The sequence below is a fragment of the Shimia sp. MIT1388 genome, assembly GCF_047124445.1.
In the GTDB taxonomy this organism is placed as follows: Bacteria; Pseudomonadota; Alphaproteobacteria; order Rhodobacterales; family Rhodobacteraceae; genus Shimia.
The window spans coordinates 1028036-1050545 of the sequence record NZ_CP138921.1 but is presented as its reverse complement, the minus strand read 5'-3'; the positions used below and the strand labels follow the sequence as shown (position 1 = coordinate 1050545).

Sequence of the window (22510 nt, the reverse complement as noted above, 5' to 3'; positions counted from 1 at the left end):
GGCGAGACAAGTATTACGACAATAGACAGTTGGGGAAAAGACGATGGCAAAAGTTGCCTTTTTGGGTCTGGGTGTAATGGGCTATCCGATGGCTGGCCACTTGGTGAAGGCCGGTCACGAAGTGACTGTTTTCAATCGCACAACTGCCAAGGCGGAAGCCTGGGTGAAAGAGCATGGCGGGTCGTTTGGCGCGACGCCAAAAGAGGCCGTCCAGGGCGCGGATTTTGTGATGTGCTGTGTCGGCAATGACGATGACCTGCGCCAGGTCTGCATTGGCGAGAATGGCGCGTTTGAAGGCATGGCGGCTGACACGATCTTTGTCGATCACACCACAGTGTCGGCAAAAGTGACAGCAGAGCTGTATGACGCGGGTAAAGCGCAAGGCATTGCCTTTGTGGATGCGCCGGTGTCTGGTGGACAAGCTGGTGCCGAGAATGGCGTTTTGTCGATTATGTGTGGTGGCGATGAAGCGAGCTACGGTGCAGCGGAGCCTGTAATGCAGGCTTATGGGCGCTCCATCAAGCGCTTGGGTGAGAGCGGTGCAGGGCAGCTGACCAAAATGGTGAACCAAATTTGTATTGCCGGCTTGGTACAAGGCCTGTCCGAGGGGCTGCATTTTGCCGAAAAAGCCGGGCTGGACGGTCGTGCGGTTGTCGAGGTGATCGCCGGTGGCGCTGCGGGCAGCTGGCAGATGCAGAACCGCTATGAGACCATGATCGACGATGAGTTTGAGCATGGGTTTGCCGTGGACTGGATGCGCAAAGACCTAGGGATTTGTCTGTCGACGGCGGATGAAGTTGGTGCCAGCCTGCCTGTGACCGCGCTGGTGGATCAGTTTTACAAAGATGTGCAGAAGCAAGGCGGCGGGCGTTGGGATACGTCGAGCCTGATCAAGCGCCTGCGGGCGATGGGTTAAGCACACCTACTTGGCGCATCAGATCAAGCGCCATTTGCCAATACGGCGTCCCGTCCGGGGCGTCGCCTTCAAACAACGCGTGCACCGGTGCGTTGTGGCCCTTCCTTGCGCAGATTTGAATGTCGATCGGGGCCTTGGTTTGCGCTATGAGCGGTCCCAGTAGCTCACAGTTCTCGGTTGGTACAATGCGGTCCTCGCAGCTGTGCAGCATGAGGCAGGGCGGTGCGTTTTTCGTGAGTGCCCAAGGATTTTGTAAGGCCGCGCCCAAGGCGATCACGCAGGCGGGCTTTTCAAATTTGGGCAGGTTTTCATCGGGAAAGGCCAAGGATAACCCAACCATGCCGCCCGCTGAGATGCCGATGAGACCTATGGTCAGTGCGCTGAAGTCCTGCGGAGATTGCGTGCTTTGTAGAAACTGAAACGCGGCGCCAACGTCCTGACGCGCCGCTTCAAACCGTGGACCCATCAGGTTGTGCTGGAGCGCGATACCGCAGTCTTTGGCACGGCGGCGATAGGCATAGACCTGCCGCCGGATGGGAACCGGCAGGTCGGTGTCCTCGGTATTCAGTCGATAGCTGACCGACGCCATGGCCACGCCAAGATCAGTCAGTTTGCCAGCAAGTTTTTCCGCGGGCGGGCCAGTGCGGTCGCCTTTTACAAAACCGCCTCCATGGGCAAACAGCATCAGGCCAGATGGTGGAGCATCGTCTGGCAGATACAAATCGAGCGCGAGGGTTTGTCCGTCGCGCTCGATGTAAGAAATGTCTTTGAGACACTGCATATCCAGTGGCGTCAGAGGCTTACGGGATAATGCGTGTATATTTGATGCCTTCGAGCGTGGCACCGACCTTGAGACCCGCCTGACCAAAGATGACCGCGATCACCGGGGCCAGAAGGTTGGTGGTTTCAGCAGAAATATTGGCGCCTTCGTTGGCGACCACATATTGCACACCGGCGCCGGCCGCCCAGCCGTTGGAGCTGCGGAACTCGGTCAAAGCGCCTTCGGTCATGAAGAACAGCACATGGGCATGTTGTTGTGCGCCCAGTTGCAGGCCCACACTGCCTTTGGTGGCGGAGTAGTAGTCCACGGTCACATCGTCGATGCGCAGGGCGCCACGGCCGTAGCCGCCGCCAAATCCAAAACCCGCTTCGGTGATCAGAGGCATTGTCAGAATGCCGGTGGATTTTGCCTTCAGATCCAGCGTGTTGGGGTATTCGGTGAAGAGATAGTCCAGCGTGGTGTCAACGCGCGCGTCGATCTCGCTGGAGGCGTTGGAGCCTACGCCGTTGCCGCAAGCGGCGGTCATGCCTGCCGCTGCCAGTCCGCTCAGCGCAAAGCCGCGTCGTGTGAGAGTGTTCATGGTCTTTTGCCCATATGTTTTGGTTCTGCTCATGCCACCGGTTTTTGTGATCCGGTTTGGCATCAGTATAGAGGGCGCAGGCTACGATGTCACGAAAACTGCGCCGGATCACTATATTTTGCGTGGTTTTTGGCTACTTTTCTGCCAGTTTGCGGGCCACAGCGGGCGCGAAATAGGTCAGGATGCCGTCGCAACCGGCACGTTTGAAGGCCATCAGGCTTTCCAGCATGGCTTTGTCGCCGTCGATCCAGCCGTTTTGCGCCGCGCCGGTGATCATCGCGTATTCTCCGGAGACCTGATACGCAAAGGTGGGCACGCCAAACACGTCCTTCACGTTCCGGCAGATGTCCAGATAGGGCATGCCGGGTTTAACCATCACCATGTCGGCGCCTTCTGATAGGTCACGGGCCACCAGACGCAGGGCCTCGTCCGCGTTGGCCGGGTCCATTTGATAGGTGGTTTTGTCGCCTTTGAGCGCACCTGAGGCGCCAACCGCATCGCGGAACGGGCCATAAAAAGCGCTGGCGTATTTGGCGGCGTAGCTCATCAGCATGACGTTCTGGAAACCGTTGGCCTCCAGTGCGGTGCGGATGGCGCCGATGCGGTTGTCCATCATGTCGGAAGGGCCAATGATGTCGGCACCAGCTTCGGCTTGGGACAGTGCTTGTTTTACGAGCGCTTCAACTGTGGCGTCATTGACGATCTCGCCGTCAACCACAAAGCCGTCATGGCCATTTATGTTGTAAGGATCCAGCGCGACATCGGTCATCACGGCGATCTCGGGCACCGCTTCCTTGATTGCACGGGTGGCGCGGTTGGAGAGGTTGTCCGGGTTCCAGGCCTCGGCGCAGTCTTCGGTTTTTAAGGCCGGATCGGTGTAGGGAAACAGGCAAATCACCGGGATGCCCAAAACCGCGGCTTCGCGGGCGGCCTCGACAATCTTGTCAACGGACCGTCGGTACACGCCCGGCATGGACGGAATAGGCTCTTCCACCCCTTCGCCATCGCGCACAAACACGGGCCAGATCAGGTCATCCACGGTCAGCGTGTTCTGACGCACAAGGCCGCGTACAGCAGCGGATTGACGCGTGCGGCGCAGGCGTGTGGTGGGAAAAGGCGCTGGCGTGAGGGTCATGGCAGGCTCCGTAAATTTGCAACAGCAGAGGTGCCACGGATTTTCGCGCACCTCAAGGCTAGGAATTGCCGCAGGGGCGCGGTATGTGAAGTGAAAATCTAAAGGGCAGTGAAGACTTTGGACCTGAGCCAAACCATTTTTGAACTCATTGATATGCGCAGTTTCAGCAACCTTTGGTTCTGGATTGCGCTGGCGGTTTTCTGGTCTTCGGCCAGCCACTGGGTGCTAGGCGTGCCATGGGATTCCGTGTTGCGGGCCAAACGCAATGGTGGTCAGGCGGAGATTGATTTGCAGGATCTGGTGCGGATCAACAGCAATCGTCTGCTGCATATCATTGATGTGTCAGGGCTCTTTCTGATCGGATTTACGTTCTTTATCCTCACCGGATTGGCCGGTGTTGGGTTTGCCTATAACGTCGAGTTTGCGCAGGCGGTGTTTTTGCTCCTGTTTCCGATGAGCATCGTCAGCATGTTGAGCATTCGTGTGGCCCGACGCATTCGTGCGGACAGCCCCACAGGCGAAGAGCTGCGAAAACGGCTGGCGCGGCATCGGTTTTGGGTGCAGCTTATTGGCATGATCTCGATTTTTGTGACTTCGCTTTGGGGCATGTTTCAGAACTTTCAAATCTCCCCGCTTGGGTGAGCTTGCTCGCGTAACAACTTGAAAACTGGACGGTTACACCGATGAAAGACGCGCAACACATCTCTGTTGGTGGGGCTCCGGAAGGCTTTGACGCTCAGCTGATCCTGAAAGAGGTCGCCAAGAGCAACGGGCCGGTTGTGCATGTGGCGCGTGACGACAAGCGCATGGCGGCCACCAAGTCGGCGCTTGAGTTCTTTGCGCCGGACATGCCGGTGATTGTGTTTCCGGGGTGGGATTGTCTGCCTTATGACCGCGTGTCGCCGAATGCCGATATTTCGGCCACGCGGATGGCGACGCTGGCGGGACTGGTGCATGACATGCCCAGCCAGTTTGTGTTGCTGACCACGCTAAATGCGGCGACGCAACGTGTGCCAGCGCGCAAGGTTTTGAAAGAAGCGGCGTTTCGGGCGCAGGTGGATCAGCGCGTTGATGAAGAGGCGTTGCGGCAGTTCCTTGTGCGCATGGGATTCACCCAAGCGCCTACGGTGATGGAGCCGGGCGACTATGCGATCCGGGGCGGGATCATTGACATTTTCCCGCCGGGTGACAGCGGGCCGGTTCGACTGGATTTCTTTGGGGATGTGCTCGATGGCGTGCGACGGTTTGATCCGGCGACGCAGCGGACCACAGAAAAGCTCGACATGATCGAACTGGCGCCAGTGAGCGAAGTTATTCTCGACGAGGCCGCGATCACGCGGTTTCGGCAAAACTACCGCATCGAGTTTGGCGCGGCGGGCACAGATGATCCACTTTATGAGGCGATCAGTGCTGGGCGCAAGCATCAGGGTGTGGAGCATTGGCTGCCGTTCTTCCACGAGGGATTGGAAACGCTGTTTGATTACCTGCCGGATGCGGTGATTTCCGTTGACGATCAATCGGATGCAGCCCGGATTGCGCGGTGGGACAGCGTGGCGGATCAGTATGAGACCCGCCAACATGCGATGTCGCAGAAGGCGCGGTTGGATACTGTTTATAAGCCGGTACCACCGGAGTTGTTGTATCTGGATGATGCGGCGTGGACCGAGGCGATCGGTGGTCGGCGGGTGCTGCATTTCTCGGCATTGCCGCAGGCGTCCGGGCCGGGTGTGATTGATGCAGGCGGGCGTATTGGCCGCAATTTCTCACCGGAACGTCAACAGGAAAACCTGAGCCTGTTTGGAGCCTTGGCAGACCATATTCGCAAAAAACTGGCGGATGGGCCGGTTGTGGTGGCGAGCTATTCCGAGGGCGCGCGGGAACGTTTGAGCGGGTTGATTGAGGATGAGGGGCTGGCAGAGACCATCCACGTCAACGATGCGCGGAACCTTGGCAAAACCGGACTGTTTTTGGCGGTCTGGGCGCTGGAGCACGGCTTTGAAACACCGGGAATGACGGTCATTTCGGAGCAGGATGTACTCGGGGATCGTCTGATCCGCGCGCCGCGCAAGAAGAAGCGGGCCGAGAACTTCCTGACCGAGACGCAGTCGCTGAGCCCTGGCGATCTGGTGGTGCATGTGGACCACGGTGTTGGACGCTATTTGGGCCTTGAAGTGGTTACTGCAGCAGGGGCTGCGCATGAGACCATTGCGCTGGAATATGCTGAAAGCGCAAAGCTTTATCTGCCGGTTGAGAACATCGAGCTGCTGTCCAAATACGGCCATGACGAAGGGCTGTTAGACCGGCTTGGTGGTGGTGCTTGGCAGGCGAAGAAAGCCAAGCTGAAAGAGCGTATTCGCGAGATGGCGGATCGGCTTATTCGCGTGGCGGCGGAGCGGGAGTTGCGGTCTGCACCGGTGTTGGAAGCGCAGCATCATGCCTGGGAAGAGTTTTCGGCGCGGTTCCCATATCAGGAGACCGAGGATCAGCTGCGTGCGATTGAGGACGTCATTGGCGATCTGGCGTCCGGGCGCCCAATGGACCGGTTGGTTTGTGGCGACGTAGGATTTGGCAAAACTGAAGTGGCGATGCGGGCGGCCTTTGTCGCAGCGATGTCTGGTCAGCAGGTGGCGGTGATTGCGCCCACCACCTTGTTGGCGCGGCAACACGCCAAGGGCTTTGCAGAGCGGTTCCGTGGGTTTCCTTTGGAAGTCAGGGCTTTGTCACGCTTTGTTACAGCAAAGGACGCGGAGAAAACGCGCGATGGCATGGCGCGCGGCACGGTGGATATCGTGGTGGGCACACATGCCTTGTTGGCCAAGAATATCCGGTTCAAGAACCTCGGCCTGCTGATCATTGATGAAGAGCAGCACTTTGGTGTGGCACATAAGGAGCGGCTCAAGCAGATGCGCAGTGACGTGCATGTGTTGACGCTGACCGCGACGCCGATCCCACGGACCTTGCAGTTGAGCCTGTCTGGCGTCCGCGATCTGTCGATCATTGGCACGCCGCCGGTGGACCGTCTGGCGATCCGCACTTATGTGAGCGCCTTTGATGCCGTGACGGTCCGTGAGGCGCTTTTGCGGGAGCATTATCGCGGGGGGCAGAGTTTCTATGTGGTGCCTCGCATCAGTGATCTGCCTGAAATCGAAGAGTTTTTGCGCGATCATGTGCCAGAGGTGAGTTTTATCACGGCCAATGGACAGATGGCGGCCGGCGAGCTCGATGACCGCATGAATGCGTTTTATGATGGCAAATATGATGTGCTGTTGGCGACGACGATTGTGGAGAGCGGCCTGGATATTCCAACGGCCAATACGATGATTGTGCATCGCGCGGACATGTTTGGTCTGGCCCAGCTGTATCAAATTCGCGGTCGGGTGGGGCGTTCCAAGACGCGGGCTTATGCGTATTTGACCACAAAACCCCGGACAAAATTGACGCCAGCGGCGGAAAAACGGCTGCGGGTTCTAGGCTCTCTGGATACCTTGGGAGCCGGATTTACCTTGGCGTCTCAAGACCTTGATATTCGTGGGGCCGGCAACCTGCTGGGCGAAGAGCAGTCTGGGCAGATGCGAGATGTGGGCTATGAGCTGTACCAGTCGATGCTGGAAGAGGCGATCGCCAAGATCAAGGCGGGGGAACTGGAAGGTTTGTCAGATGGCGATGACCAATGGGCGCCGCAGATCAACCTAGGGGTGCCGGTTCTGATCCCGGACAGCTATGTGCCGGATCTGGATGTGCGTCTGGGGCTGTATCGCCGTTTGAGCGGCTTGCAGGGCAAGGTGGAGCTCGAAGGTTTTGCCGCAGAATTGATCGATCGATTTGGGAAATTGCCCAAGGAGGTCAACACCTTGCTGTTGATCGTGCGCATTAAGGAGATGTGTAAGAAAGCGGGTATTGCCAAGCTGGATGGCGGGCCAAAAGGGGCGACCATTCAGTTCCATAATGACAAGTTTTCCTCGCCGCAGGGGCTGGTGGAGTTCATTCAGGATCAGAAGGGGCTCGCCAAGGTCAAAGACAACAAGATTGTTGTGCGTCGGGATTGGAAGAAGTCGTCTGACAAGATCAAAGGCGCTTTTGCGATTGCCCGGGATCTGGCGCAGAAGGTTGTGGACGAGAAGAAGCGCAAGAAGGCGAAAGCCGCCAAATAGCGTTTCGGTATCGCGTCGGTATCACGGCTGTTTTGCGGAGGTGCGTTTTGCTCATGCCGGATGGGGGCGCTGCCCCCAAATCCCCGCGATGTTTTGTGTCAAATGAAGCTGCGAGTCAGTCCAAGCGCAGGCGGGCGATGGCGTAGAGCAGCAGGCAGAGGCAGAGCGCGGCTGCGGTCAGGAAAGGCGCGCGCAGGGCGAGGTCCCGGCCCAGTGTTTGTTCAAGAAGTGCAACCATGGCACCGCCGGCCATCGCGCCGAGCGGCATGCTGCCCCAGCCAAAGAAGCGGTAGATGCTATTCACGCGGCCCAGCAGCTCGGTCGGAATGCGACGTTGACGCCACGAGACAGTGATGACGTTCCAGAGCATGGCAGCGGCCATGACGGAGAACAGCGACAGAGCCATGGGCACGGCTGATGTGCTTAATCCGATGGTGCCGTAGCCAAGGCCCCAGATCGCGATTGAAGCGTAAAGGCAGGCTTGGGTGCCAAACCATTGCACCAGTTTGGGCGCGGCGAGGCTGCCGGTGATGGCGCCAAGCGCGGCGATGGAGAGCAGGAAGCCGTATTGGGTTGCTGTGAGCGAGAGCACATCCTGTGCAAAGAGCACCTGCACCGTGAGCGTGGCGGTGGCGATGAAATTGGCGCAGCCCAGCACGACCGCGAGGCGTAGCAGCAGTTGATCGGAACGCATGAAGGTGATGCCTTCTTTGAGAGCGCCGAAGAAGTTCTGTTGCACTTTGGGACGCGGTGCGAGGCTGATCATCCAGACAAGGCCAGCGGCGAGGACCAGCGCGGCGACGTCGATGCCAAAGGGCAGGGCAACGCTGGAAGCGATCAGGAACCCTGCGAGCGGCGGGCCGATGAACTGGCCGGTGAGTTGTTCCACGCTCCACATCTGGCCATTGGCGGCTTCCAGATCGGAAGCGGTGACAATATCAGGCAGGATGGTTTGGGCGGCGTTGTCGCGCAGGACTTCGGCTGCGCCTAAGAGGAAGGTCAGCGCTGTGAGCAGCCAGATGGCACTTGGACCGGGAGCACTAAGAGCGAGCCAGAGGATGGCGCCCACGAGAGCGGCGCGCAGAAGGTCGGCACGGGCGATGAGTTTGCGACGATCGACCTGATCGGCGATCACTCCGGCGGGCAGGGCGAAGAACAACCAGGGCAGGCGACCCGCTGCGGCAACGGCGGCAATGGCCACCGGGTCACGCGTTAGCAGAGTTGCCAGCCAAGGAATGGCCAGCATGACAAGGCCGTCGCCGAGGTTGGTCAGGGCGCCGGAAGCAAAAAGCAGGCGGTAATTGCGGTTACGAAAAATCAATGCGCTGGTCATGCGGACACTGTTTCGCACGACCAGCGGATGTGCAAGCGCTCTTAAGCGGCCACAGCGCGGGCTTCGATGCGGCGCATGTGCAGCATCAGAACGAAACCAATGAGGGCCAGTGTCCCCACCGACATCACCAAAGGGAGCGGCGTGCCGTCAAAGGCAAGGCTAATTGGCGCGGCGAGGATCACGCCAAAGACGGTGGACAGCGCGCCCATGACAGAGGCGGCGGTCCCGGCCATATGGCCGAGCGGTTCCATCGCCATGGCGTTGAGGTTACCGATCGTCAAGCCGATGGAGAAGAACACTGTGAGTTGCCACAGGGCAAATGCGTAAAACTGCATTTCGATGTCGGGCAGGGTCAGGCACAGGACCATTACCGCGGCAAACAGGGTTTTGCTGGCCACCGCAACGGTCACCAGAAAGCGCATCCCCAATTTCATCACCAGTTTGGCGTTTAGGAAGCTGGCAGTGCCAGAGACCAGAGCGATACCGGCAAACCAGAGTGGGAACTCGGAGGCGCGGCCGTAGGTTTGGTCGTAGACCAGTTGCACTGAGCCGATGAGCGCAAACAGGCTGCCCATGATCAGGGACTGCACCAGAATGGAGGTGCGCACAGCCGGGATGCCCCACATTTCGCGCACGCCGGACATCAGTTTACCAAAGCTGAAGGGGCGGCGGTGATCTACTGGCAGCGGTTCCGGCAGGCGGATGCCGATCCAGAGTACGGATACCATGGAGAACACCATAAAGGCCACAAAGATGCCGCGCCAAGACGAGAAATCAATGATGATTTGGCCCATCAGAGGCGCAAGCGCGGGCACAAGGGTGAAAACCATCATGACAAAGGACATGATGCGGGCCATTTCGCGGCCGGAGAAGAGGTCACGCACGATGGCAAGGGTGACCACACGCGGGCCGGCAGCGCCCATTCCTTGGAACAGACGGGCGAAGAGCAGCCACTCCAGGGTTTGGCTCATCCAGCCGATGAAGGCGCAGAGGATGTAGAGCATCGCGCCGGAGATCAGCACCGGCTTGCGGCCAAAACGGTCCGACAAAGGACCAGTGAAAAACGTACCGATGCCCATGCCCATCACAAAGGACATGACAATCAGGGTCTCGGTGTTGTGGCTTCCGGGGCTGAGCTCGGCGGCGATTTGAGGCAGCGCCGGGAGCATGGCGTCGATGGAAAACGCGATGGTGGCGAACATCATGGCGCAGAGGGCGATGAATTCGACCTGACTCATCGGCAGATTGTCTTTGGTCATGACATGCTCCGTCAAAAAGGACGACAGGCAGGCGAGCGGACAGCACGCGGCGGCGTTGCTGTGTTGTCTCTGGCCCACACCAGTCGGGTGATCGTGCTTGAGTGGTCAGGCCGCAGAATGGCGGGCTGACCGGACTAGGGTAGCGCGGGGCGCTGCGGTTCACAAGTGAAGAATGAACGCTGGTTCAGTGGTTATTCCGCGGCGTTTTCGGCTGCAGCCTGGGCTTTCAGATCGGCAATGACGCGCCGCCAGAGGTCTGCAGGTTGCGCACCGGGCACGGCGTGCTGGTTCGCCACGATAAAGGTGGGCACCGAGTTTACGCCCATCTCGCGGCTGTGCGCGTCGCGTTTGCGGATGTCTTCAACGTCGGCATCAGACTCCAGAAGCTTGCGCACAACGGCAGCGTCCATGCCCGCGCTGTCGGCAATATCTGCCAGCACGTCTGTGTCGCCAATGTCGCGGCCTTCTTTGAAGTAAGCCGCAAACAGCGCATCGACCACAGCGTTTTGCTTTTGCTCGATGCCAGCCCAGTGGATCAGCCGGTGGGCGTTGATGGTGTTGGGCGTGCGTTTGATGGCGGCGAAGTCGATCTCCAGACCTTCATCGGTGGCATGTTGCTCGATCTCGGAATAGACGCGCACGGCGTTTTCTTTGCCGCCAAACTTGGTTTCCAGATACTCGCGGCGGTCCATGCCTTCGGCGGGCATGTCCGGGTTGAGCTGGAACGGGTGCCATTCGATCACAAACGGGTGATCGGCCTCGGACTCCAAGGCTTTCATCAGGCGGGACTTGCCGATGAAGCACCACGGGCAGATCGGGTCGGAGATGATGTCGAGTTTGATCATGTGGATGCCTTGTAGGTCTCGCGCAGGGCGCGGCGGTTGAGTTTGCCATTGGCGTTGGTGGGCAACGCGGGCAGGCGTTTGAAGAGCCGAGGCTGCTTGTAACGTGCCAGATGGGTCTGCGCAAAGGCTTTCAACTCGTCCTCCACGAGATCGTGATCGGCGGTATAGAAGGCGGCAATGATGCGGGTGTCGGTTTTGACCTCCACATCCGTGACGGCGATGCCGGTAACGTCTGGGTGTGGCAGCAAGGCGGCTTCAACTTCCAGTGGGGATACGCGGAAGCCACCGGCGTTCATCATGTCATCCGCGCGGCCCAAATAGGTGATGTGGCCATCGGCGTCCATTTGGCCCAGATCACCGGTGAGGAACCAGTCGCCTTGGTAGCGGGCAGCGGTTTCCTCGGGGGCGTTGAGATAACCAAGCATGAGGCCGGGGTCGGATTTGTGCACGGCGATCGTGCCGGGAGTGTCGCGAGGGACTGGGCCGGTGTCGCCCAAGATCGCAATGTGGCGGCCGACTTGGGGGCGCCCCAAAGTGCCTTTCGGGGCGGGATGGTCGGGGCTGGCGGAGATGAAGGTGGAGCATTCGGACATGCCGAAGGCTTCGTAGAGTTTGGTGCCGGTAGCATCGTTCCATTGCGCCCGAAGAGGCTCGGACAGCTTTTCGCCGGCGCAGAGGCAGTGGCGCAGATCCGGGAGCGCCGGGTCGGGGTGTGTTGCCAGGATCTTTCGGTAGACCCCCGGCGCGGCGGCAAACAGGGTTGCGTAATTGTCGCGCAGTAGGTCTGACAGGGCGGCCGGCAAGGTGCCGGGTGCCGGGATTAGGGCAGTTGCGCCTTTGGTCCAAGGGTCCATCAGGCCGGTGCCAAGCGTGAAGGTCCAGTTGAAGGCACCGGCGTGTAAGAGGCGGTCGTCCTCGTGCAGATCGTACCAGCCGTCAAACATCATCTGGCGCGCCCAGATCGCGCGGTGGGCGTGCACCACAGCGCGGGGGACGCCGGAAGTGCCGGTGGTGTAAATGATATAGGCGGGGCGGTTGGGGTCGCCCATCTCAAAGTTGGCGGGAGGAAGCGCGTGAAACGACAGGAGGTCGTTTGTTGTCAGTGTGTTGTGGTCGAAACCTGAAGCAGTGGAAACCTCCGGGTCATGCAGAATGGCCGTGGGTTCCAGAGTTTCAACCATCTTGGTAACTTCGGCCTCGGTCAGCTGCGAGGACGTGGGCACGGGGATCAGACCAACAGCAATACAGGCGAGGTAGGCAATGGGGAATTCGACCGTATTGCCGAGCCGCATCAACACGCGGTCGCCGGGATGTAGACCTGCACGCAACAAACCTGTGCCAGTGCCGAGAATGGCCGATTTTAGCGCGCCGTAGGTCCAGCTTTCGAGCGTGTTTGGGCAAAGCACGCGCAGCGCTTCTTTGTCCGCCAGACGGTCCGCATGACGCAGCACATGGGCAGCCATGTTGAAAGATGTCGGACAGGGCGGCGGCGGGCCTTGGTCAAAGATCGAAAACATGGAAATGGCCTATGCGGCTTGAGCGACACGTGCAAGAGGCAGGAGGCGGTTGCCAGTTGTGCATTGTGCAGGATAAAAGCGCGCATGACCTCTAAAGACCCAAAATCCTTGATCAAGATCGCACGTGAAAACGGCGAACAGGATCATGTCGAACCGCTGGACCTAGGTGAACGTGTGCGTGAGCTGCGCAAGGCGCGCAACTGGACGCTGGAACAAGCGGCAAGCCAGGCTGGTTTGGCGCGCTCCACACTATCCAAGATCGAGAATGGCCAGATGTCCCCGACCTATGATGCGGTGAAGAAGCTGGCAGTGGGCTTGGAGATTTCTGTGCCGCAGCTGTTCACGGCGCCGCAGAAGGATCAGGTGAATGGGCGGATGTCGGTGGTGAAATCCGGTGAAGGCACCCGGCAAGTTACCACCACCTATGAACATGAATTGCTGGCCGAGGGGCTGCGCAAGAAGGCGATGTTGCCATATCGAGCGCGAGTGCGGGCGCGGTCGATGGATGAGTTTGACGGCTGGGTGCGGCACGATGGGGAAGAGTTTCTCTATGTGCTGACCGGCGTGATCACGCTTTACACCGAATTTTATGAGCCCGTGGAAATGCGTCGGGGAGATAGCGCGTATTACGATGGCTCGATGGGCCACAATGTGGTTTCGGTCAGCGAAGATGATGCGACAATTTTGTGGGTGACATCTTTGGTCTAAGTTGTTGGGAAAAAGCGGTTTTTCAAAGCGCGTTTGAAATCCGACAAAACAAATTTGCAGTTAGTGAAAATTGTAATGGTTGCTTGCACCTATTTTTAATAACGATTGGGGCATTCCTGAAGGGCACTAAAATTTGGAGCCAGAATGGAACCTCAAGAAAGAATCGGGCTTGCGAGCCTGACGAAGATGGCGTTTGACGGCGTCGATCTGCAGCCTCTGCGCAATGAGCTGCTGAGCAAAGTGTTCACTGGGAAAGATGCGGACGGCATCTTTATGGATCTGTCGGTGATTGATCAGTTGCAGGGCAACCGCGCGGCGGGTCTGGCCTGGCAGGATGAGGCGCTGAAGCGTCAGCGTATTTTCAGCACCCAAAAAACAGATGGCGCGCGTACCAAACTTCTGGTGTTTGCTGAGCCGAGCCATATTGGGGGCAACACTCCGATTGAGTTTCTTCTGCAGGGCGCAGATGTTGAAATTCTCACGTATTACCTGAATGTTGAGAGCGATGAGCAGATCGATCTGCCCGCCCATGATGTGGCGTTTTGTGCCGCACCTGCGGACAGTGTAAAGGCCGAAGCGTTTCAGGACAAAGTGCGCGCCTTGACCGCAGCGGTGGGTACCAAAGTGGTGAACTTACCGGATGGTCAGGTGGATCTGGAGCGAGATTCGCTTGAAGCGATGTTTGCCGGAAAAGCGGGTTTGACTTTGCCGAAGACGCAGCGGTTTGACCGCTGGGAACTGGAAGGCACGGCGGCGGAAGACAGCTTGGCGGCGCTTGGGGATTACCCCTATGTGGTGCGGCCGGTAGGCAGCCATGCAGGCGAAGGGCTGGTGCTGATCGAGAGTCGGGATGCGCTGAGCGATTACCTGTTTGAGCGTACTGAAGCCGCGTTCTTTGTCTCCGAGTTTATCCGTTACGCAACGCCGGAAGACGGGTTCTACCGAAAGTACCGCGTGATCTTTGTAGATGGGCAGCCGTTCCCGTGTCACATGGCCATCGCGGACCAGTGGGACCTTTGGTACCTGAACGCGCGTATGGAAGAGTTTGCCGAAAAACGCGCGGAAGAATCTGCCTGGATGGACAGCTTTGAGCGCCGGTTTGCCACTCGACACGAGGATGGGTTTGGCGCGCTGACCGACGCGATTGATCTGGATTACTTTGGGGTGGATTGCGCCGAAGACCCGGAAGGCAATCTGGTTGTGTTTGAAGCGGACAATGCGCTGATCGTGCACGACATGGATGACGAAGAGGTTTTTCCATACAAAAGCAAGCACATGAAGCGCATATTTAATGCGTTTGAGGCGCTGTTGGAAAAGAACCGTCGAGCGGAGACGTCTGAAGAAACCGCAGACAAGTCGCCGACGCGGCGGTTGTCCTAAAGGGTAAGAGAGGCGCTCCAAATTGGGGCGCCTTTTTGTTAGAGGGCCTCCAGCGCGGTGGCCATGTCGCCGTAGCCGGTGAAGCGGCGCTCAAAGGTCAGGCCCAGGCGGTCGGCACAGATCTTGGCTTTTTCGGTCAAGGTCGGATCGTCGGTTTGGGCTTGATAGACAAGTTTCTCGTAGTTGCCGAAGTACATCTCCATCAATTCGGGGTGGCGATCCAACCCCATGGGTTTGATGATGAAGGCGTCAAACTGGCGGACCAGAAAATCGGTCAGATAGAAGGCGGTGAACTCGTCCTCTGCGATTTTGGCAAAGCGGTCGTTGCCTTCAAAGAAGCTGTAGCAATGGGGGCCTGCGATCATTTTGACGCCTAGTTCGTCGCAGGTTTGTTGTAGTTGCCCGCCGGTGCCGCAGTCGGCATAGACCACAAAGATATCGTCGTAGCTGTCGCGGTGTTTGGCAACGGCGTCGCGCACGGCTGGTGCGATTTTCTCAGGATGGATGTGGAAGATGGCAGGCAGGCAGGTGAGGTCCATGTGGGACCAATTGTTGAGTTTGATCAGGTCGAGGATTTCGCGTGCGAGCGCGCCGCAAGCGAGCAGCAGAATGCGGCCGGTTGAGCCGGTGGGGGCAAGGCCGGATTGCGCCAGCGCGCTGTCGTCTGGGAGCTGGGTCATGGCTTGGTCAGTTTGATAGCGAAGCGGCCTGGAAGAAGACCGGCGGGACCGTAGCTGTCAAGGATCTCGCAGCGCCAGCCGATGGCCTCCAGCACTTGCTTGGTGCTGTCGGGATGGCGGCGGGATTGCTGGTGGATGACCGTGTCAAAGCGGTCGCCAACCTGGGTTTCGATGCGGCGGGTGAGGAGATCACGCTCGACGGTGACTTCGATGCGCATTTGCCAGTCGGTACCGGTGTTGCGTGGCGCTTTAGGTAGGCATCTGGGGCCAATGAGGTCGGCAAAGAGCAGACCACCGGAAGGCAGTGCGTCAAAGGCGGCGCGGGCCACGGGCAGGAGCGTGTCGCGCTTGGTGGTGGCGTCGATGTAGCTCAGAACTTCGCCGAGGCAGGTGATCGCGGTGGTGCCTTTTGGGATGCGGATGTCGGCGGCGTTGCCTTGTTTCACCAAAAGGCCGCGGGCTTGAGCGATTTCGACAAATGCCGGAGAGAGGTCAACGCCTTCGCCCATGACACCGCGGTCTTCTGCCACCGAAAGCCAGGTGCCGTCGCCGCAACCGATGTCAAACAGATGCGCGTTGGCGGGGCCGTGCAGGATTTGCGCGGCGAGCCAGTCGTGTGCCTCATCAAAGGTGTCGTTGTAGCCTTCGGCGTGGATGCGGGCGAGATCGGGGGAGTAAAGTCCAGACATGTCGGTACCTTGAACAAAAACGGCCCGCCTGTGAAGGGCGGGCCGGATCTAATCGCTCGGGGAGTGAGCAAAGGGATAGGGCCTGATTAGGCGCTCATCTGGTTGTGTTTGCGGGCAACCCACTCTTTGGCGGTTTCCACGGCCACAGCCGCGTCACGGCAGTAGGCGTCTGCGCCAATGGCCTTGCCAAACTCTTCGTTCAGCGGTGCGCCACCGACCAGCACGATATAGTCATCGCGCAGGCCTTGCTCGACCAGCGTGTCGATCACAACCTTCATGTAAGGCATGGTGGTGGTCAGCAGGGCGGACATGCCGAGGATGTCCGGTTTGTGCTCTTCAAGCGCTTCCATGTAGCTCTCAACAGCGTTGTTGATGCCGAGGTCCACCACTTCGAAGCCGGCGCCTTCCATCATCATGGAGACGAGGTTTTTGCCGATGTCGTGAATGTCGCCTTTGACGGTGCCAATAACCATGGAGCCCATGCGCGGTGCGCCGGTTTCGGCCAGCAATGGCTTCAGAATGGACATGCCGCCCTTCATGGCGTTGGCCGCCAGCAGCACTTCAGGCACAAAGAGGATACCATCGCGGAAGTCAGCACCGACGATGGTCATGCCACCCACCAGCGCTTCGGTCAGGATGCGGTAAGGCTCCCAGCCGCGTTCCAGCAGGATGTTCACACCTTCTTCGATTTCCTCTTTGAGGCCATCGTAGAGGTCGTCAAACATCTGTTGGACAAGTTCCTCGTCATTGAGTTCGGACAGGATGATGTCGTCTTCTTCTTCTGACATGCGCGTATTCCCATACCCTGGCGGGGGCCCGAAGCGGGCACCGGTTGCTATTCGTTATATCCCAGCTTTCAATGTTTTTCAGCGGGCAAACTGTCTGATTAGCGACATAGCCAAAGCCGAGTGCGACGTGTAGGGGCAAAAATCATGTGTGCGATGAAAGTTTCTCATCCAGATCATGGGGTTTATTGCATTTGTTCTCTATTTGTTCTAATTTGAACAAATGTCTGACCTGAAACACTCCAAAATCAACGTGACGCGGCGCAAGGCACGCGGGGCGCAGAGCAATGCGGCTGGTCGCTATGAACTTGAACGTGAAGAGGTGCAGGATGGTTGGGAGATCCCGGAAGAGCGGGGGGCCTTTGTCACCGAGGTCAGTGAAGAACGGCCCCGGTCAGTGATCACGCGCAACATGTCGCCGGACATTCCGTTTGACCGCTCGCTTAATCCCTATCGTGGCTGTGAACATGGCTGCACCTATTGTTTTGCGCGGCCGACACACGCCTATCTGGGGCTGTCGCCGGGGTTGGACTTTGAAAGCAAGCTGGTGGCGCGGCCCAAGGCGGCGGAGGTGCTGGAGAAAGAGCTGCGGCGCAAAGCCTATCAGCCGAGCATGTTGGCGATAGGCACCAACACCGATCCTTACCAGCCCATTGAGCGGCGCTATCGGGTGATGCGGTCTGTGTTGGAGGTATTGCAGCGCTACAATCATCCGGTGGCGATCACCACCAAAGGCACTTTGGTAGAGCGCGACATTGATATTTTGAGCGACATGGCCGCCAAGGGGCTGGCTCAGGTCGGGGTTTCTTTGACGACGATGGATGTGGAGTTGTCCCGCGCGATGGAGCCGCGTTGTCCATTGCCCAAACGGCGGTTGGAAATCATTCGAAAGCTCACAGAGGCAGGTATACCTGTGCGAGCGATGTTGGCGCCGGTGGTACCGGGTTTGACGGATCATGAGGTTGAGACGCTTATAGAGGCGGCTGCGGAGGCGGGTGCTACCGGCATGGCCTGGATCATGTTGCGTCTGCCAATGGAGGTGGCGCCGTTGTTTGAAGAATGGCTGCAAGCAGCATATCCTGGACGCGCGGCAAAAGTCCTGACGCGGATGCGGGAGATGCATGGCGGGGATCTGTACCATGCCGAGTTCAACAAACGTATGCGGGGCGAGGGGATCTATGCAGAGATGATCGCCCAGCGGGTGGAGAAAGCCCGTGTGCGGTTTGGCTTGGACAAAGAGATGCCCAAGCTGCGCTGTGATTTGTTTGAAGTGCCGCTGGCACGGGACGGACAACTTGCGCTTTTCTGAAACTGTTTCAGCTATTGCGAAAGTCAACACATTGGAAAGTTTCGGGCCCTGATGCTGCGGGTCCGAGTTATTTCCATTGGAGACGGACTATGAAGAACGTGATTGCAGCAGTTGGCCTTTCTTTGGCCTGTACGGCGGGAGTGGCCACCGCCGAACGCCTTGTCGTGGGCGTGGAAAACATCGAATACCTTCCGCACTACAATTGGGACGGGCAGAGTTACACCGGATTTGGGGCGGACCTTTTGACGGCCTTTGCGGAGGATGAAGGGTATGAACTGGAGTTCAAAGCCTTGCCAATCACCCGCCTGATGCAGGCGGTGGTTACGGGGGATGTTGACCTGAAGTATCCTGACAATGCCTATTGGTCAGCGGAACTGAAAGACGGCCAGGGCGTGGTTTATTCTGACGTTGTGGTTGAAGCGATCGATGGCGTGATGGTGTTGCCTGAGCATGTTGGGCGTCCAGCGGATGAAGTGGATCAGCTTGGCACGGTTCTGGGGTTCACGCCGTATTCCTGGTTGGACCGGATCGACAGTGGCGATGTGAGCTTGAAAGAGAACTCCAGTTTTATCGGCATGGTGCGTCAGGCGCTGGTCGGGCGGATTGACGGGGCCTATGCCAACCAAGACGTGATCCGCCGCGTTTTGCGAGAGTTGGGCAAGGATGAGACGGCGCTGGTGTTTGATGAGAGCCTGCCGCACTCCGTGTCCAATTATCATGTGTCCTCCAGCAATCGTGCGGACGTTGTAGAGGCTTTCAATAGGTGGCTAGCGGAAAATGGAGAGACGGTTGCGTCTCTGCGGGCAAAACACGCCTTTTGAGGGTTTTTGACATTGAAAACAACGCTATGGGCGGTGGTCCGCCCATGGCGCTCTATTGTGAGTCGGACGCTGTGACTTGGCGGTTGTCGCCTGCTAAGGTGCTGCCACCACTCACAGAAGACTGACGACCAAAATGAAAAGACTAATTGCGGCTGCCGTTTTGGTGGCCACGCCCGTTTGGGCGGATGTGCAGGTGCGCGACGCGGATACGATTGTTTTGGACGGCACGCCGGTGCGCTTTCAAGGGGTTGATGCGCCGGAGCTTAAGACCCGCGCCGGCAAGGATGCCAAGCGCTGGACTGTGAACTATTTGCGCGGCAAAGAGGTGACCTGTGATCTGACTGGAGAGCGGTCGTATGACCGCTACATTGGCGTGTGTTACGCCAATGGCCAGGACATCGGTGCGGCGGTGATTGCGGCGGGGCACGCGCTGGATTGTGCGCGCTATTCCGGTGGGCGCTATCGCCATTTGGAAAAGGCTTCTGCGAAAAGCCGCATCAAACGGGCGGGCTATTGCAGCTAAAGAAAAGGCGCCGAACATCGGCGCCTTTTTTGATGGTCAGACTTAGCCGCGACGGCGGCGGCCGCGCCGTTCGCGGGCCGGGGCGGCGGCATCATCGCCGGTGCCGTCGTTGGCAGAGGAGAAACCGCCAAGCGCTTCGGCAATGGCCTCAAGCGACGGGCGCTCTCCACGGGGGCGGGTTTCCAGCGCTTCGCGCATGGCTTTGAGGTGGTTTGGCATGGTGCCGCAGCAGCCGCCAATGATGGTTGCGCCGCAGTCGCGCGCCATGACGGCATAGTCCGCCATTAGCTCTGGGGTGCCATCATAGTGGATGTGGCCGTCGTGGTATTTCGGAATGCCGGCGTTGCCTTTGGCCACAATCGGGGTTTCGGTGCCTTGCGCAGAGAAGCCAAGCACGGTGCGCAGCAAGTCTGGCGCGCCGGTGCCGCAGTTGGCGCCAAAGCCGAGCGGCTTGTTTGGCAGGCTGTCGACCAGTTGCACCATATCGGCGGAAGTCACACCCATCATGGTGCGACCTGCGGTGTCAAAGCTCATGGTGCCGACCCAAGGCATGTCTGCGAGGGCAAAGGCTTCGGCAGCGGCTTTGTACTCTTCCGGTGCGGAGATGGTCTCCAGCCACAGAACGTCCGCGCCGCCTTCTTTCAGACCTTCGGCCTGCTCGTGGAACATCTCCACTGCGTCGGCGTGGGACAGGCTGCCTACGGGTTCCATGATATCGCCCGTTGGGCCAACGGAGCCAGCCACGATTACGGGGCGACCCGCGGCGTCAGCTACGTCGCGGCCGATCTCGGCAGCGAGGCGGTTGAGTTCGCGAACGCGGTTCTGGGCGTCGTGCAGCTTCAGGCGGGAGGCGTTGCCGCCAAAGGAGTTGGTCAGGAAGATGTCAGACCCGCTGTCGACCGCAAGGCTGTAGAGCTTTTTGATGTTCTGTGGCTCGTCGGCGTTCCAAAGTTCCGGGGCGTCGCCGGAGCTGAGGCCCATGTTGAACAGGTTGGTGCCGGTGGCGCCGTCTGCCATGAGCCAGTCACGGGTTTCCAAAAGCTTGGAGAGGGCGTTGGTCATCAGAGACTCCTTAAGGCGCGGCGTGCCGCGTGTCGTTTGCGCAGCGATGTGCCATGGGCGGGGCCGGGGCACAACTTAATTTGATGCAAGACCATTATGAGGATGAGGACAGGTAGCCCTCAGAATGGGCCGGTTGGGCGCAGGCGATGGGCGTGGCAGGCGCGCTGCGCAGGTTCACGGCGCGGGTCAGATCCAGCGCAGCCAGGCTGAGCTGTGCTGGACCGGGTGCGGCCATGAACAGCGGCTCCCAACGCGGCGCAAAACAGGCTTTGAACTGGCGCAGACCGGCGCCGCCTGCGTGTTTGAAGTGGTAGCTGCGGATTTTGCGTTCCAGCGCGGTTTTGCCTTCGGGCAGAGCAGGGGCTGCGGCCAAGGACAGGCGGGGCACGTCAGCCTCGGCTGCGGCCTCGATGGCTTTCTGGACCAATAGGTGCATGGTGCCATCAGGCGCTTCGGGCAGCACGCGCATCAGGTCCAGGCACCATTCATGGGCGGTGGCATGGAAGCTGACAAAACCCACGAGCTCATTGCCTTGGTAGGCGAGGAAGACGGTTTGGCAGCCGACATAGAAGTCGTCAAAACGTCCCATAGTCAGGCCTTTGGGGATGCCGTGTTTGGCTTCCCAGGCGGCGGAGACCCGTGCCATGTCGCCCAGCGGCAGCATGTGCGCGTCGGGTTGGTTGACCTCTACGTCGGCCTTTTCGGCTTGGCGCAATTTGCGGCGCAGCTGGCGATAGGTGGACCCGGCGGTGGAGTGTTGGCTTGGTTCGAGCACAGCCTCGTCGGAGATATGCACAACCGCCCAGCCCGCTTTGCGGGTCTTGACCGCCTGACGGGCAGAGATTTTGTATTTGCAGGCAATCCGGTTTTGTGCGCGGGCGGCGTTTTTAAGTGGGCGGGCCATAGCATGGGCATCGCCTTCGATGGGGTCAAATAGGGCCACGAGGGTCTGACCGATGCGCACGGCGCCATAGCGGCCCGCGTCACAGGAAAGCAGCGCGCCGCCGTTTTGACGGATCACGCCAAGTTCGGCGCGGCTGACTGTGGAGAGGGGCGCGTTGTCATAGGCCTCATAGGCGCGATGCTGGCGTGGGGAGCGGGCCGGACGCGGCTTGGCGAGATGGCGCAGGAACACCAGACCAGCCATGAGCGCGGGCAAAGCGTAGTAGATGGCGCGGAAGGCTAGGACGCCTGCCAGCAGGGAGGCTTCCGGTTGGTGCGGCAGCATTGCCAGGAGTGTCAGTTCAAACGGGCCTACACCGCCGGGGGTGCCGGAGAAGATGGCGGCGCCAAGCGCGATCAGGAAGACGGGGAGCAGGACGGCAAAGCTGAGGGAGAGGCCTAGCGGCAACAAAACGTAAAGCGCCAGAGCGGCAAAGATGGTGTCGATCAGGCAAAGCGTCAGCAGAGCGGCCATGGCGGGCAGAGTTGGCAGACTGAGGCGGCTGGCTTGTCGCGGCAGGACCGGAAAAACAAAAGCCAGCACCACCACAAGGAAGGCCACCGCAAGAATGACCGGCGGCAAGAAGGACGGCACATGCGGCGTGGGCAGGACCAGCGCGGCAAGGGCGATGGTCACGGCCATGGCAGCCAGAAATGTCACGGTGACAAAGGCGGTGATGCGAGCGGCGTCCTTCAGCGAAAGGTCCGGCGTCATGCGCCAGCGCACAAAGGTGCCAACAACCGCGCCCGCGCCCAGGGTCTGTCCCAAACCGATGGCGGTGGCCCCCACGGTCATGGCCTCGGACGTGCTGCGGTGCATTTGGAAATGGCGTTGGGCAATCACGTCATAGCGAGAGACCGCGAGAAAACTGAGGGCGGAGAATGTAAGCGCCAGACCCCATTGCCACGGGGTGGCGGAGAGGACGGAGGCCCAAAGCGCGCCGTAGTCCACATCGTCCACTTGTTCGGAAAGCAGCCAGAGGCACAGCGCGCCAAAGGCAAATGGCCAAATCCGGCGCAGAAAGCTCTGCGCGGTTTTCATCATTGGTGTCTTCAAGGTTCCCGCCCCAAATCGTTACCTGTCCCAAGTGACC

20 protein-coding genes are annotated in these 22510 nt (G+C 59.2%); 8 read left to right on the top strand and 12 right to left on the bottom strand.

Translation table 11 applies throughout. The features are described 5' to 3' along the window. Positions 1 to 43 precede the first annotated feature (43 nt). Positions 44 to 916 (top strand): NAD(P)-dependent oxidoreductase, encoded by an 873-nt coding sequence (locus SIB92_RS05150; RefSeq protein WP_412554795.1) that lies wholly within the window; start codon positions 44 to 46, stop codon positions 914 to 916. Here SIB92_RS05150 and SIB92_RS05145 read toward each other — a convergent pair. From SIB92_RS05145 to hemB, 3 genes are all read right to left on the bottom strand, one after another. After that, positions 891 to 1697 (bottom strand): alpha/beta hydrolase, encoded by an 807-nt coding sequence (locus SIB92_RS05145; protein ID WP_412554794.1) that lies wholly within the window; start codon positions 1695 to 1697, stop codon positions 891 to 893. The genes SIB92_RS05150 and SIB92_RS05145 overlap by 26 nt on opposite strands. Before the next feature lie 19 nt (positions 1698 to 1716). After that, the gene (locus SIB92_RS05140) at positions 1717 to 2310 is read right to left on the bottom strand and encodes a YSC84-related protein (protein WP_412554793.1); all 594 of its coding nucleotides are present in this window, start codon (positions 2308 to 2310) and stop codon (positions 1717 to 1719) included. Positions 2311 to 2410: 100 nt separating this feature from the next. Then, positions 2411 to 3412 carry a porphobilinogen synthase gene (hemB, locus tag SIB92_RS05135; protein WP_412554792.1) on the bottom strand — a complete coding sequence of 334 codons (1002 nt, stop codon included), beginning with the start codon at positions 3410 to 3412 and terminating at the stop codon, positions 2411 to 2413. Between the two features lie 117 nt (positions 3413 to 3529). Between hemB and SIB92_RS05130 the strand changes: the two genes are divergently transcribed. Both SIB92_RS05130 and mfd read left to right on the top strand, forming a co-directional pair. Then, positions 3530 to 4054: a component of SufBCD complex gene (locus SIB92_RS05130; RefSeq protein ID WP_412555799.1), complete on the top strand. Its 525-nt coding sequence runs from the start codon at positions 3530 to 3532 to the stop codon at positions 4052 to 4054. A 41-nt stretch (positions 4055 to 4095) separates the two neighbouring features. Further along, positions 4096 to 7563 (top strand): transcription-repair coupling factor, encoded by a 3468-nt coding sequence (gene mfd, locus SIB92_RS05125; protein WP_412554791.1) that lies wholly within the window; start codon positions 4096 to 4098, stop codon positions 7561 to 7563. 115 nt (positions 7564 to 7678) lie between these two features. On the opposite strand, the gene SIB92_RS05120 is transcribed toward mfd, so the two are convergent. The 4 genes from SIB92_RS05120 to SIB92_RS05105 form a co-directional block, all read right to left on the bottom strand. Beyond that, positions 7679 to 8896 (bottom strand): MFS transporter, encoded by a 1218-nt coding sequence (locus SIB92_RS05120; protein WP_412554790.1) that lies wholly within the window; start codon positions 8894 to 8896, stop codon positions 7679 to 7681. 41 nt (positions 8897 to 8937) lie between these two features. Further along, positions 8938 to 10155 carry a multidrug effflux MFS transporter gene (locus SIB92_RS05115; protein ID WP_412554789.1) on the bottom strand — a complete coding sequence of 406 codons (1218 nt, stop codon included), beginning with the start codon at positions 10153 to 10155 and terminating at the stop codon, positions 8938 to 8940. A 191-nt stretch (positions 10156 to 10346) separates the two neighbouring features. Then, positions 10347 to 11000, bottom strand: coding sequence for a DsbA family oxidoreductase (locus tag SIB92_RS05110; RefSeq protein ID WP_412554788.1), 654 nt, complete (start codon positions 10998 to 11000; stop codon positions 10347 to 10349). Beyond that, positions 10997 to 12517 carry a class I adenylate-forming enzyme family protein gene (locus SIB92_RS05105; protein WP_412554787.1) on the bottom strand — a complete coding sequence of 507 codons (1521 nt, stop codon included), beginning with the start codon at positions 12515 to 12517 and terminating at the stop codon, positions 10997 to 10999. The genes SIB92_RS05110 and SIB92_RS05105 overlap by 4 nt, the downstream gene beginning before the upstream one ends. Positions 12518 to 12601: 84 nt before the next feature. On the opposite strand from SIB92_RS05105, the gene SIB92_RS05100 reads away from it, so the two are divergent. Together SIB92_RS05100 and SIB92_RS05095 are read left to right on the top strand one after the other, a co-directional pair. Further along, entirely contained in the window at positions 12602 to 13225 is a 624-nt protein-coding gene (locus tag SIB92_RS05100) for a helix-turn-helix domain-containing protein (RefSeq protein WP_294114890.1), read from the top strand. Between the two features lie 144 nt (positions 13226 to 13369). Continuing rightward, the gene (locus SIB92_RS05095; RefSeq protein WP_412554786.1) at positions 13370 to 14605 is read left to right on the top strand and encodes an ATP-grasp domain-containing protein; all 1236 of its coding nucleotides are present in this window, start codon (positions 13370 to 13372) and stop codon (positions 14603 to 14605) included. A gap of 38 nt (positions 14606 to 14643) precedes the next feature. Here SIB92_RS05095 and SIB92_RS05090 read toward each other — a convergent pair whose 3' ends face one another. The 3 genes from SIB92_RS05090 to SIB92_RS05080 form a co-directional block, all read right to left on the bottom strand. Next, positions 14644 to 15285, bottom strand: a complete 642-nt coding sequence (locus tag SIB92_RS05090) for a DUF1638 domain-containing protein (RefSeq protein ID WP_412554785.1) — start codon at positions 15283 to 15285, stop codon at positions 14644 to 14646. Beyond that, the gene (locus tag SIB92_RS05085) at positions 15282 to 15974 is read right to left on the bottom strand and encodes a methyltransferase domain-containing protein (protein WP_412554784.1); all 693 of its coding nucleotides are present in this window, start codon (positions 15972 to 15974) and stop codon (positions 15282 to 15284) included. The genes SIB92_RS05090 and SIB92_RS05085 overlap by 4 nt, the downstream gene beginning before the upstream one ends. An 86-nt stretch (positions 15975 to 16060) precedes the next feature. Then, on the bottom strand, positions 16061 to 16762 hold the full coding sequence (locus SIB92_RS05080) for a corrinoid protein (protein ID WP_412554783.1): 702 nt from the start codon (positions 16760 to 16762) through the stop codon (positions 16061 to 16063). A gap of 220 nt (positions 16763 to 16982) precedes the next feature. Here SIB92_RS05080 and SIB92_RS05075 point away from each other — a divergent pair, with 220 nt between their 5' ends. From SIB92_RS05075 to SIB92_RS05065, 3 genes are all read left to right on the top strand, one after another. Further along, the gene (locus tag SIB92_RS05075; protein WP_412554782.1) at positions 16983 to 18068 is read left to right on the top strand and encodes a PA0069 family radical SAM protein; all 1086 of its coding nucleotides are present in this window, start codon (positions 16983 to 16985) and stop codon (positions 18066 to 18068) included. Between the two features lie 89 nt (positions 18069 to 18157). Beyond that, on the top strand, positions 18158 to 18889 hold the full coding sequence (locus SIB92_RS05070; RefSeq protein ID WP_412554781.1) for a substrate-binding periplasmic protein: 732 nt from the start codon (positions 18158 to 18160) through the stop codon (positions 18887 to 18889). A 133-nt stretch (positions 18890 to 19022) separates the two neighbouring features. Continuing rightward, entirely contained in the window at positions 19023 to 19412 is a 390-nt protein-coding gene (locus SIB92_RS05065) for a thermonuclease family protein (protein WP_412554780.1), read from the top strand. 42 nt (positions 19413 to 19454) lie between these two features. Here SIB92_RS05065 and bmt read toward each other — a convergent pair whose 3' ends face one another. Both bmt and SIB92_RS05055 read right to left on the bottom strand, forming a co-directional pair. After that, a complete protein-coding gene (gene bmt / locus SIB92_RS05060; protein ID WP_412554779.1) occupies positions 19455 to 20474 on the bottom strand; it encodes a betaine--homocysteine S-methyltransferase in 1020 nt (339 codons plus the stop codon). A 94-nt stretch (positions 20475 to 20568) separates the two neighbouring features. After that, positions 20569 to 22461: a phosphatidylglycerol lysyltransferase domain-containing protein gene (locus tag SIB92_RS05055; protein WP_412554778.1), complete on the bottom strand. Its 1893-nt coding sequence runs from the start codon at positions 22459 to 22461 to the stop codon at positions 20569 to 20571. Positions 22462 to 22510 lie beyond the last annotated feature (49 nt).